Origin of the sequence: Enterococcus sp. DIV1304_2 (assembly GCF_050555445.1) — a bacterium.
In the GTDB taxonomy this organism is placed as follows: domain Bacteria; phylum Bacillota; class Bacilli; order Lactobacillales; family Enterococcaceae; genus Enterococcus_B; species Enterococcus_B pernyi.
In genome coordinates this window covers 2,108,751-2,121,165 of the sequence record NZ_CP187851.1, presented here as the reverse complement: position 1 = coordinate 2,121,165, position 12,415 = coordinate 2,108,751, and the positions used below count along the sequence as shown (strand labels likewise).

Below are 12,415 nucleotides of genomic sequence, written 5' to 3'. Positions count from 1 at the left end.
TCGTTTTAAAATAGATATATGTAGTATAACAGACGGTTTGTTCAATGTTCAACAAAGCGTTTTTTTAAGAAGGTGGCGAGACGATGAAAATGTACGGAGGTATCGATGTAGGTTCAACGACAGTAAAATTAGTGATTCTTGATAACCATGGCGAAACTCTTTTTGCTAAATACGAACGACATTATGCAGATATCAGAAAAGCAACCATCAACATATTAGAAGAAGCCAAAACAACCTTACAAGATCAGGGGATTGCTTTTGCCATCACTGGTTCTGGCGGTATGGGATTAGCGGAACATCTACAATTACCTTTTATCCAAGAAGTGATTGCATGTACAAAAACGATTGAAGAAAGGATTCCCGAAACAGATGTAGCAATTGAATTAGGGGGAGAAGATGCCAAAATCACTTTTTTTGGTTCTTCTTTAGAACAACGCATGAATGGTAGCTGCGCGGGAGGGACAGGCGCGTTTATTGATCAGATGGCAGCACTATTGAAAACCGATGCAAATGGGTTGAATGAACTAGCTAAAGCGTACCAACAGCTTTATCCAATTGCCTCTCGCTGTGGTGTATTCGCTAAAACGGATGTACAACCACTGATCAATGAAGGAGCGGCGAAAGCCGATATCGCTGCTAGTATTTTTCAAGCCGTCGTCAATCAAACGATCGCTGGTTTAGCAGCAGGCAGAAAGATCAAAGGAAAGGTCGCCTTTTTAGGTGGCCCACTTTACTTTATGTCTGAATTACGGCGACGCTTTATTGAAACGCTCGGTCTATCGACGGAAGAAGTGATTTTTCCAGAAAATCCGCAACTATTCGTAGCATTAGGGGCAGCTTATCACGCAAAAACTTCAAAGGAAAAAACACTCAGTGAATTAATCCAGAAATTGAAAAGCCAAGAGCAAGAGTTGCTTCATCCATCTCGTTCTTTAGCGCCATTGTTTCAGAACGATCAAGAGTTAGCTGATTTTCGCAGCCGACACGAAAAAGCGAAGGTGCAAGAACGTGCGCTAGCTACCCATCAGGGGGTGGCTTTTCTAGGTATTGATGCTGGTTCGACAACGACGAAAGTCACCTTGATCAATCAATCAGGAGAGCTATTATTCTCATTTTATGGAAACAATGAAGGACAGCCTTTAGAAACAACCATCAACGTATTGAAAAATATGTATGAGCAAATGCCCAAAGACTGCTTTATCGGTAAAGCGGTAGTGACTGGGTATGGTGAAGCGTTGATCAAGAGTGCATTGAAAATCGATATTGGTGAAGTCGAAACGATGGCGCATTATAAAGCAGCAAATTTTTTTCAACCAGGTGTCGATTTTATTTTAGATATTGGCGGACAAGACATGAAGGCAATGACGATCAAGGACGGTGCATTGTCCTCGATTCAATTGAACGAAGCCTGTTCTTCAGGTTGTGGTTCATTTATCGAAACATTTGCTAAGTCATTAGGTTATGGAATCCAAGATTTTGCGGTTGCTGCTATTTCAGCCAAGAACCCTGTGGACTTAGGTTCCAGATGTACGGTCTTCATGAATTCAAAGGTCAAGCAAGTCCAAAAAGAAGGCGCTTCTGTTGGAGACATCTCGGCTGGTCTATCTTATTCTGTGATCAAAAATGCGATCTACAAAGTGATCAAAATCAGAAAACCAGAAGATCTAGGCAATAAGATCGTGTGCCAAGGTGGAACCTTTTACAACGATGCAGTCTTGCGAGCATTTGAAACAATCAGTGGAAGAGAAGTTGTTCGTCCTTCTATCGCAGGATTGATGGGTGCATATGGGGCTTCTTTGATTGCTTTGGAAGAATATCAAAAAGGGGAAATAAGTGAAGTACTCTCATTCGAAGAATTGTCTCAGTTGACCACAGAAAAAGAATTGACGCACTGTGGGTTGTGTGAGAACAATTGCCTATTGACGGTCACTTTATTTTCTGATGGTCGGAAGTTGATTTCTGGTAATCGTTGTGAACGTGGGGCACAGATCAAAATCAAAAAAGCCGATAAGAAAATCAATTTAGTGGCTGAAAAATCTCGGCAATTATTCCGTTACCGTCCATTACGAAAAACAGAAGCTGTCAACGGGGAAATCGGGATTCCAAGAGTATTGAATATGTATGAAAACTTTCCTCTTTGGCAGACTTTCTTTCGTACTTTAGGCTTTCGAGTAGTCTTATCCCCTCGTTCGAGTAAAGAAATCTACGAACAAGGAATCGACACGATTTCCAGTGATACCGTCTGCTATCCAGCAAAACTGGTGCATGGCCATATCCAGTCACTGATCGATGCTGGGGTTTCCTGCATTTTTTATCCGGGCGTGATCTTTGAGCAAAAGGAGAACAACCAAGCGGACAATCATTTTAATTGTCCCATCGTTCAAAGTTATCCAGATGTCATCAAAAATAATGTCGATGCGATTCGGGAAGGAAGGATCGATTACCGTCAACCGTTTTTGAATCTAGCGAACGAAGCATCAGTGGCAAAGACGTTACACCAAACATTTTCTGACTATGGATTTTCAGAAGATCAAATAAAAGAAGCCTTACACCAAGGATATGAAGCATTAGCCGATTTTAAAAAAGAGATTCAGCGAAAAGGAGAAGAAACCTTAAGGATGCTGCATCAAAACAATGAACGTGGCATCGTCCTTGCAGGTCGTCCTTACCATCTAGATCCGGAAATCAATCATGGGATTGCAGAATTGATCACACAAGAAGGCTTCCATGTCTTGACAGAAGATAGCATTGCTCATCTAGGAGATGTGGGGCAATTACGAGTAGTGAATCAATGGGTCTATCAATCAAGGTTATATGCAGCTGCCCGAGTCGTCGCCAAATCTAAGGAGTTAGAATTAGTGCAATTAAACTCTTTCGGCTGCGGTATCGATGCGGTGACAACGGATCAAGTGGAAGAAATCATGGGGCAATATGGCAAGTTATACACTGTCCTAAAAATCGATGAAGGCGCAAATTTAGGTGCTATCAGGATACGCTTGCGCTCATTAAAAGCGGCAGTCAATGCACGAACCAAACAACAATTTCAACCAACAAAACAATTTCTGACACCAGAAAAAATCACCTTTACCAAAGAAATGAAGAAAACACATACCTTGTTATTGCCAATGTTGAGTCCTATCCATCAATCTGGTTTAGTTGATGTTGCTCTAAAATCCTCGGGATATCGAGTCGTTTGTTTGCCAAGTGAAAGTGGCAGTGCCGTTGATGTTGGGTTGAAGTATGTCAACAATGACGCGTGTTATCCAGCAATCATCTCGATTGGGCAAATAGTCGAGGCATTGGAAAGTGGCACATATGATTTAAATCATACCAGCGTGATGATGACCCAAACAGGAGGTGGATGCCGAGCGACTAATTATATCCCACTACTTCGCAAGGCGCTTGATGAAGCTGGCTTCCCACAGATACCTGTGGTTTCAGTGTCTTTCGGCAATCAAGGGGTAGAATCTTCTCCTGGTTTTACGTTCACATTGCCATTGTTGAAACGTTTAGCTGTTGCTTTTTTATATGGCGATCTTTTTGAACGAGTCGTTTACCGCACTCGACCATATGAGATAGAAAAAGGCACGATTGATGAAATGCACCAACAATGGCTTGAACGAGTGGAACGCAATGTCAAAAATGGTTCTTTGACAAATTTCAATCGAAATATGGCGAAAATCATCCATGATTTTGACACGGTTCCGCTAACGAACCAAACGAAACCTAAAGTAGGGATTGTTGGAGAGATCCTAGTCAAGTATTCACCGACAGCCAATAATGATATCGTCCGATTATTAGAAGAAGAAGGAGCTGAAGTCGTTGTTCCTGATATCATGGGCTTTATGAATTATTCGATATACAACCAAATCTGGAAATATGAACATTTAGGTCATTCGAAAAAAAGCAAATGGGTCGCGCAGTTTCTTATCCGCTTGATTGAACAGGTTGTAAAGCCAATGGATAAAGCGTTAAGGAAATCACAACGCTTTGATGGAATAACACCAATTCATCAATTAGCAGAGGAAGCAAGCCAGATTTTATCAATTGGCAATCAGACTGGTGAAGGCTGGTTTTTAACCGGGGAGATGATTGAATTGTTGGAAACTGATGTGCCTAATATCGTTTGTATGCAACCATTTGGCTGTCTACCGAATCATGTTGTAGGCAAAGGGGTATTCAAAGAGCTTCGTCATCGTTACCCAAAAGCCAACATTACGGCAATCGATTATGACCCAGGTGCTTCCGTAGTCAATCAATTGAATCGAATCCGTTTGATGATGGCAACGGCCATGAAAACATTGGATCAATGATTAATTGGGTAAACTTGAGCCAGCCTTTTTGATTCTGTCGTTTCCGAGCAAGAATAGTAAGGGCTTGTTACTTTAATTACTTATTGAATAAGAGTGAATGATCATAGGTCTCTATCCAAACGCTATTATGTCGGAGGGCAAGGCAGTGGAATGAACCGCATGATGGGCTCTTTTTTGTTGAGAATTAGGTATATACCAGTTATAATAAAATAGAAATGAAAGGACGGGTAGATGTTATGTCGAATCAATTACCGGTATATATACAAATTCACGATCAAATCAAAACTGAAATCGAGCAAGGCGTCTGGAAAATTGGAGATCGTCTTCCTTCAGAAAGAGAATTAGCCATCAAGTTCAATGTTAGTCGAATGACTTTAAGACAAGCAATCCAAAACTTAGCCGATGAAGGAATCCTTGAAAGAAAAATTGGATCAGGTACCTACGTGGCACGAGAAAAAGTCCAAGAAAAGATGTCTGGTGCAACCAGTTTTACCGAAATCATGGAATCACAAAATCGTGTACCATCCAGTCGAACGATTTCTTATTTTCTCACGTCACCAAGTTCGAGTGAAATGGAGAAATTGCAACTAAAAAAAGATGATACTATCTTACGAATGGAACGTATTCGTTTTGCTGATGATATCCCGATTTGCTTTGAAATTGCGAGTATTCCGCAAAAAATCATCGACGGATACAGCAAAGCAGAAATTACGGAGTCATTGTACCGAACACTCGAAGAAAAAAGAGGAAACAAGATTGGTGCGGCGAAACAAACAATTTCAGCAGTCTTAGCTTCAGAAAAAATTGCTGAATATTTAGAGGTCAAGCGAGGAGATGCCGTTTTACGTTTAAGACAGATTTCTTACTTTGAAGATGGCACGCCATTTGAATACGTACGTACCCAATATGTCGGCGACCGCTTTGAGTTTTATTTAGAAAGATGATCGTTCATATTGAATAAAAAGACCAGAGAATAGGAGGCAGATATGCCATTTTCTATTCTCTGGTCTTTTCTATACCATTCAAGTCACTCTCTTGCTTGAATGAGTTGTTCATGATAAGAAACAGCGCCTTCAGTAAATGTCACTTGACCGCTCAAAAGTTCAATGATTGCTTCTTGGAAAGCAGAGACCTCTTTTTCATTGATCATGCAAACAACGATGACTTTTTCTGTATAGCGGATTTCTTTCACATTCACCTGCTGGAGTGCCAAGAAGTTTTCTATTTTTCCTAGCTGGGGATAGGCAATATGAATCGATAGTTCTTGTTGCAATGTCCCTTCAACGATGCCAATTTCTTGTAATGCGTGGGAAACCGAATGCGCATATGCACGAATCAAGCCGCCTGCACCTAACTTGATCCCGCCGAAATAACGAGTCACAACAGCTGCAACATTGATTAGTTCATTTTTTTTGATGACTTCTAGCATCGGCACGCCAGCAGTTCCACTCGGTTCACCATCATCGCTACTTCGTTGAATCTCATTTTTTTCACCAATCACGAACGCACTACAATTATGATTGGCTTTCCAATGTTCTTTTTTTGTTTCTTGGATAAATTGTTTTGCTTCTTCTTCCGTTTCAACTCGTTTCAGTGAGCAGATAAAACGTGATTTTTTTATTTCAAGCTCACTTTGACCATTTTCTTTGATCGTGTAATAACGTTCTAACATCTGTTTCACTACTTTCATTGTTTGTTCTCGTCTCTTTTCAAGTATAGAGAATTTTTTTCTGCATGACAATTATGTTAATAGTTGCTTAACGAAGGGAATATGGGATAATAAAGAAAAGTGAGGTGCGTAACATGAAAGAACGAGTCAAAAAGTATGATGCCATCACTCATTATTTAAAGACAAATGGTGGCTCTCAAATCACGCTGACATTTACTCAAATCGATGAGTTGCTTTTTCCAAGTAGTGCCTTGCCCCGTTCTGCACGAGAAAGTACCGATTGGTGGGCGAACGACTATAAACATCCTGAAAAAGGCGCCTATGGCTGGATCAATGCTGGCTATGAAGTGGTGGTCATCAATTTAGAAAAAGAATTTATCGTATTCAATCAATTAGTCAAATCCAGTTGGTTGTTTGACGAATAACTATTTTTCTAGCTGTTGATCCGATCCCTCGATTCAAGTCCAAATTTAGGTCTAGCTACATATATCAGTATGATCTGAGTCCGAAAGTTTCTGTTAAAGAAATGGCCCGCTGACTCAGTTTCATACTTTTTTTGTTTTTCATTGAAATCATCACGTTCGTTCGTCCGCTTATGAGCTGATTTTCTAATTGGATCAATCCGATTGATTCTGCATGAAGGATTTCTTTTTTTGCGTATCTATTTTGCGAAGGGAGAGAAGTACACATGCAAGCGGAAGATTTTTTTGGGCGGCGATTATTAACTAAAGAAGTATATGGGAATGAACATTCTTATGAAAAATTGAACTATGTAGTGGTCGATGCAGTCACAATAAAAAAGAAGCAGCTTTATTGCAATCGTTGCAGTCAAACGACCACTTTGCAAACAGCAAGGCTCAATGCGTCTATCTACTACTGTCCCCACTGTCTATTTTTGGGGCGTTGCGATACCCTGCAACAGCTCTACTTATTCGAACAACCAAATGGAAAGAAGCGTCATATAAAGCACTGTTGGGAAGGTCAATTAACAACACTACAACAGCGAATTTCGGATGATCTAAGTGAACGATCGGGTGAGCATTTGGTTTGGGCAGTTACCGGTTCAGGCAAGACGGAGATGCTTTACGCCAGTATCCGAACGACCTTAGCTAAAGGTAGGAGAGTTGCTATCGCCTCACCAAGGATCGATGTTTGTCAGGAATTATACCTACGACTTAGCAAGGTCTTCCCAGAAGAAAAGATCCGCCTGCTTCATGGGAAATCAGACGAACCTGATCGCTATGGTTCTTTAGTGATTTGTACGACGCATCAGTTGTATCGTTTTTACCGAGCATTTGCTCTTTTAGTAGTAGATGAAGTGGATGCTTTTCCATTTGTGGGGGATCAAGGGTTAGCTTATGCAGTAGAAACCGCGCTACAAAGAAATGGCCAACTGATATATTTAAGTGCGACACCCGATGACCAGTTATTGAAAAAAAGCCGAACAGCTATGACTGTTCATCAGTTGGCTTTACGCTTTCATCAACGATTATTGCCAGAACCGAAACTGCTTTTTTGGGATCAGTGGGCTAATCGCTGTTTACACCCAAAAAAGAATCAACGATTGTGTCGCTTGATCCAAGAGCTAGTCAAAGAAAACCATGTGCTATTGTTTTGCCCGAGTATCTCTTTAATGGAGCAATTGGAGAAACAATTAAAAAAACAATTGTCATGTCGTATGACATCCGCCTCATCAAAAGATGAAGCACGTAGTAGCAAAGTCCAAAATATGAGACAGCAACACTACGATGTGTTTTTGACCACGATGATCTTAGAGCGTGGGGTGACTTTTGAACGGATCTCAGTCATTGTTTTAGGTGCCGACCATCCGGTATTCAGCAAATCATCACTGGTCCAAATTGCTGGACGTGCCGATCGAAAGGGAGGATTCACCAATAGTCAGGTCTATTTTTTCTATGAAGAAAAGACACGTGCTATCACAAAAGCGTGTAAAGAAATCAAACAAATGAATAAAAAAGGAAAAGAGCAACGAGATGAGATGCGTATACTGTAAGAAAACATTTAGTAGAAATATAACAGTTAGTGAATTGCTTGGACTGAAAAAAATAGCGAGACGTTGCCAGGAATGTCAATTCTTATTCCAACGAATACAACAGGAGAGTAGCCATCAATGCGAAGGCTGCCAAAAAGTATGGACGAAACAGGCGATTGATCAACATGACTATTGCCGAGATTGCTTGCATTGGCGTACGCGTTATCCTGACTATCGTTTTTGTCATCGTGCGTTCTTCCGCTATGATGAAGCGTTCCGTACTTGGCTCAAACAATATAAATTCATGGGGGATATCCTGTTGGCACACACATTCAGCTTAGAGTTACAAGAATTACGAAAACAATATAAGTCGTTTGTTTTTTGTCCGATCCCATTGTCTACAGAAAGGATCAGCGAAAGGGGATTTAATCAAGTGAGTGAACTATTGAGAGCTGCTGGGCTGCCTTTTCAAGAATTGCTGATCAGAGAAAAACACCATACACCACAATCTAAAAAAACAAGAGAGCAACGTTTGATTGCGCCCCAACCATTTGTTTATCAGCCATCTACACTGAAAATTAAAGGGGAAAATATCTTACTGATCGATGATGTTTATACGACTGGCCAGACGATGTTCCATGCAGCAACCTGCCTATTGGCGCAGTCACCCAATAAAGTACAGACGTTCTCACTTGCTAGATAAGCTTTTTGTAGAAACAGCAGTAAAATGACAGCGATTTAGTTTGCAAATGCTTACGAGTTCGATATAATAGAAGTAAGAAGAGGGAAAGAGTGGTCCTTCTCCTTCTTGATTGTGGTAGATGAAAGGGGTAGTTTTTATGTTTAGATATAATGTACGCGGCGAAAATATCGAAGTAACTGAAGCGATTCGTGACTACGTAGAGAAAAAAGTAGGAAAATTAGAACGTTATTTCAGCGATGCTCCCGATGCTACGGCGCATGTGAATTTAAAAGTTTATACTGAAAAAACAGCAAAAGTGGAAGTTACGATTCCATTACCTTATCTCGTACTACGTGCCGAAGAAACTTCACCAGATCTATATGCAAGTATTGATTTGGTTGTAGATAAATTGGAACGTCAAATCCGCAAATTCAAAACAAAAATCAATCGCAAATCTCGTGAAACTGGTTTGAATACAGCAAATGCGGCGGTTATGTTCAATAATGAAGACGAAGAAGAAAATGAGTCTGAATTAGATATCGTGCGTACAAAACGCTTGTCATTGAAACCAATGGACAGCGAAGAAGCTGTTTTACAAATGAATATGTTAGGCCATAACTTTTTCATCTTTGAAGATGCAGAAACGAATGGTACAAGCATTGTTTACCGTCGTAAAGATGGCAAATATGGATTGATCGAAACTGATTGATAAATAACGAAAGAATAACATGAGAAAAACTTGCAGTGGTCTCTAATGACTACTGCAAGCTTTTTTTTCGGATTGAATAGATAAAAAAGAATATGAAATAATTATGAAGATATCACTTTAATTGTCTTAAGTTATTTCATTTATCCACAACTAATGATAAAATAAGAAACAGAGTCTACATAGTTTGGATATTATATAAAAGGAGATTAAACAACGCATGGCCAATTTTATTCGTTCGATTATCGAAAATGATAAGAAAGAACTAAAACGTTTAGAAAATATTGTAAAAAAAATCGAAGCTCATGCTGATGATATGGCAGCATTAACAGATGAACAATTACAAGCAAAGACAACCGAATTTAAGGAAAGATATAAAAAAGGGGAAACATTAGATCAACTTTTACCAGAAGCTTTCGCAGTCGTTCGTGAAGCAGCAAAACGCGTATTAGGATTGTACCCTTACCCTGTGCAGTTGATGGGGGGGATCGTCCTTCATGATGGAAATATTCCAGAGATGCGTACCGGTGAAGGGAAAACCTTGACTGCTACGATGCCTGTTTATTTAAATGCTTTGACAGGAGAAGGCGTTCACGTAGTTACTGTCAATGAATACTTGTCTACCCGTGACTCCAATGAGATGGGTGAGTTATACAACTTCTTAGGTTTGACAGTTGGTTTGAATATCAATTCAAAATCAGCAGATGAAAAACGTGAAGCCTACAATTGTGACATTACGTATAGTACAAACAACGAGCTAGGGTTTGACTATTTGAGAGACAACATGGTCGTTTATCGTCATCAAATGGTACAACGTCCATTGAACTATGCGATCGTCGATGAAGTCGATTCGATCTTGATCGATGAAGCAAGAACGCCACTGATCATTTCTGGACAAGCAGAAAAGTCAACTGCGTTATATACGCGTGCTGATAACTTTGTCAAACGATTGAAAGAAGAAGAAGATTATAAAATCGATGTTCAATCAAAAACGATCAGCTTGACTGAAGCGGGAATTGAAAAAGCCGAAGAAACTTTCGGTTTAGATAACTTATATGATATCGAAAATTCTGCTTTAACGCATCATATCGATCAATCATTACGCGCAAACTATATCATGATTTTAGATATCGACTATGTGGTCCAAGATGGAAAAGTAATGATCGTTGACCAATTTACTGGTCGTATCATGGATGGACGCCGTTATTCTGATGGCTTGCACCAAGCGATTGAAGCCAAAGAAGGCGTGGAGATCGAAGATGAAACAAAAACGATGGCATCGATCACATTCCAAAACTATTTCCGTATGTATAAGAAATTATCTGGTATGACAGGGACAGCGAAGACAGAAGAAGAAGAGTTTAGAGAAATCTACAACATCCAAGTCATTCAAATCCCTACAAATCGTCCGGTCATTCGTGATGATCGTCCAGATTTGTTATATCCGACATTGACAAGCAAATTCAATGCAGTCGTTCAAGATATCAAAGATCGTTACCGTAAAGGACAACCTGTTCTTGTAGGTACTGTCGCTGTTGAAACGTCTGAATTGCTTTCTGATTTATTGAACCGAGAACGCGTCCCTCATGAAGTACTAAATGCCAAAAACCACTTTAAAGAAGCCGAGATCATCATGAATGCTGGTCAAAAAGGAGCAGTTACGATTGCAACGAACATGGCTGGTCGTGGTACGGATATCAAGTTAGGTCTAGGTGTTCGTGAGTTGGGTGGATTAGCCGTTATTGGTACAGAACGTCACGAATCAAGACGTATCGATAACCAGTTACGTGGACGTGCCGGTCGTCAAGGAGATCCAGGGATGTCACAATTCTACTTGTCTCTTGAAGATGACTTGATGAAACGATTCGGTTCAGAACGAATCAAAGCTTTCTTGGAACGCATGAAGATCGGTGAAGAAGATGCAGTGATCCAAAGTAAGATGTTGTCGAAACAAGTTGAATCTGCGCAAAAACGTGTAGAAGGAAACAACTACGACACACGTAAAAACGTTCTTCAATACGATGACGTGATGCGTGAACAACGTGAAGTCATCTATAAACAACGTCAAGACGTCATCATGGAAGAAACAAGTCTATCTGAACCATTGATGAATATGGTCAAACGAACGATCAGTCGAGTAGTAGATGCACATACTCAACTTGAAAAGGAAAACTGGAACCTTGAAGGGATCGTTGACTTTGCTGGTAGTACACTTGTTCATGAAGACAGTATTTCATTGGCTGATCTAGAAGGCAAGACACCACAACAAATCAAAGAGTTCTTAAATGAAAAAGCACAAGAAATCTTTAATACTAAAGCTTCACAACTAAATGGACCTGAGCAATTACTTGAGTTTGAAAAAGTCGTGATCTTACGTGTTGTCGATTCAAAATGGACAGACCACATCGATGCAATGGATCAATTACGTCAATCGATCGGACTACGTGCTTACGGACAAAACAATCCACTTGTCGAATATCAAACAGAAGGATACAAAATGTTTGAAGACATGATTGGTGCAATCGAATACGAAGTAACACGTATCTTTATGAAAGCAGAGATCCGTCAAAACGTCCAACGTGAACAAGTGTCTCAAGGACAGCCTGTTCAACCAACAGAAGGCGACGCGAAAGAAAACAGTCGATTGAATGTGAAATCACAGCCTGTCAGTGTCAATAAAGTTGGTCGTAATGACACTTGTCCATGTGGCAGTGGTAAAAAATTCAAAAATTGTCACGGCAAGAATGAAATGTAATCTTTCCTATTGAAAGAAATCGTTCATACTGAACAATAAGATTTGATCAATTCAGAAAAGGAACTTCCCTCATATGAGAGTGATCGTTCCTTTTCACAAACTAAAATAGATAGGGAATCTTAAAGCACTATTTTTTGTTTTATGACTTCCCTGAGGTCAAGCAGTACTGAGCCTCAAGAAATAAGGTGGAATCCGCAAAAATCGTTCGTTGAATTTTTGTGGATTCCACCTTATTTCCGAAGAGGTTACTTTTGGGACGCACTACCATTAAGAACGGAATGAAAAAGGGAAAGTGGC

The 12,415-nt window shown here is 40.0% G+C and carries 8 protein-coding genes; 7 read left to right on the top strand and 1 reads right to left on the bottom strand.

Features of this window, described 5'->3' with window-relative positions; genetic code table 11:
- Positions 1 to 83: 83 nt before the first annotated feature.
- Both IGJ14_RS09710 and IGJ14_RS09705 read left to right on the top strand, forming a co-directional pair.
- Positions 84 to 4,313, top strand: a complete 4,230-nt coding sequence (locus tag IGJ14_RS09710) for an acyl-CoA dehydratase activase-related protein (protein WP_430607673.1) — start codon at positions 84 to 86, stop codon at positions 4,311 to 4,313.
- 236 nt (positions 4,314 to 4,549) lie between these two features.
- Positions 4,550 to 5,257, top strand: a complete 708-nt coding sequence (locus IGJ14_RS09705; protein WP_430607670.1) for a GntR family transcriptional regulator — start codon at positions 4,550 to 4,552, stop codon at positions 5,255 to 5,257.
- Positions 5,258 to 5,340: 83 nt separating this feature from the next.
- Here IGJ14_RS09705 and IGJ14_RS09700 read toward each other — a convergent pair whose 3' ends face one another.
- Positions 5,341 to 5,985 (bottom strand): YigZ family protein, encoded by a 645-nt coding sequence (locus IGJ14_RS09700; protein ID WP_029594000.1) that lies wholly within the window; start codon positions 5,983 to 5,985, stop codon positions 5,341 to 5,343.
- A 131-nt stretch (positions 5,986 to 6,116) separates the two neighbouring features.
- Between IGJ14_RS09700 and IGJ14_RS09695 the strand changes: the two genes are divergently transcribed.
- The 5 genes from IGJ14_RS09695 to secA all read left to right on the top strand — a co-directional run bounded on the left by IGJ14_RS09695 (position 6,117) and on the right by secA (position 12,118).
- Positions 6,117 to 6,407: a DUF7662 domain-containing protein gene (locus IGJ14_RS09695; protein WP_010734907.1), complete on the top strand. Its 291-nt coding sequence runs from the start codon at positions 6,117 to 6,119 to the stop codon at positions 6,405 to 6,407.
- A gap of 263 nt (positions 6,408 to 6,670) precedes the next feature.
- A complete protein-coding gene (locus IGJ14_RS09690) occupies positions 6,671 to 7,996 on the top strand; it encodes a DEAD/DEAH box helicase (protein ID WP_430607667.1) in 1,326 nt (441 codons plus the stop codon).
- Positions 7,977 to 8,678 (top strand): ComF family protein, encoded by a 702-nt coding sequence (locus IGJ14_RS09685; RefSeq protein WP_430607665.1) that lies wholly within the window; start codon positions 7,977 to 7,979, stop codon positions 8,676 to 8,678. The genes IGJ14_RS09690 and IGJ14_RS09685 overlap by 20 nt, the downstream gene beginning before the upstream one ends.
- Positions 8,679 to 8,814: 136 nt before the next feature.
- Complete coding sequence (gene hpf / locus IGJ14_RS09680; RefSeq protein ID WP_010734910.1) at positions 8,815 to 9,366, top strand: ribosome hibernation-promoting factor, HPF/YfiA family; 552 nt, start codon at positions 8,815 to 8,817, stop codon at positions 9,364 to 9,366.
- 217 nt (positions 9,367 to 9,583) lie between these two features.
- A complete protein-coding gene (gene secA, locus IGJ14_RS09675) occupies positions 9,584 to 12,118 on the top strand; it encodes a preprotein translocase subunit SecA (protein WP_430607662.1) in 2,535 nt (844 codons plus the stop codon).
- Positions 12,119 to 12,415 lie beyond the last annotated feature (297 nt).

Coding starts and splice junctions, on each gene's coding strand:
- IGJ14_RS09710 (WP_430607673.1), top strand. CDS start 84: ATGAAAATGTACGGAGGTATCGATGTAGGTTCAACGACAGTAAAATTA.
- IGJ14_RS09685 (WP_430607665.1), top strand. CDS start 7,977: ATGAGATGCGTATACTGTAAGAAAACATTTAGTAGAAATATAACAGTT.
- IGJ14_RS09705 (WP_430607670.1), top strand. CDS start 4,550: ATGTCGAATCAATTACCGGTATATATACAAATTCACGATCAAATCAAA.
- IGJ14_RS09690 (WP_430607667.1), top strand. CDS start 6,671: ATGCAAGCGGAAGATTTTTTTGGGCGGCGATTATTAACTAAAGAAGTA.
- secA (WP_430607662.1), top strand. CDS start 9,584: ATGGCCAATTTTATTCGTTCGATTATCGAAAATGATAAGAAAGAACTA.
- IGJ14_RS09695 (WP_010734907.1), top strand. CDS start 6,117: ATGAAAGAACGAGTCAAAAAGTATGATGCCATCACTCATTATTTAAAG.
- hpf (WP_010734910.1), top strand. CDS start 8,815: ATGTTTAGATATAATGTACGCGGCGAAAATATCGAAGTAACTGAAGCG.
- IGJ14_RS09700 (WP_029594000.1), bottom strand. CDS start 5,985: ATGTTAGAACGTTATTACACGATCAAAGAAAATGGTCAAAGTGAGCTT.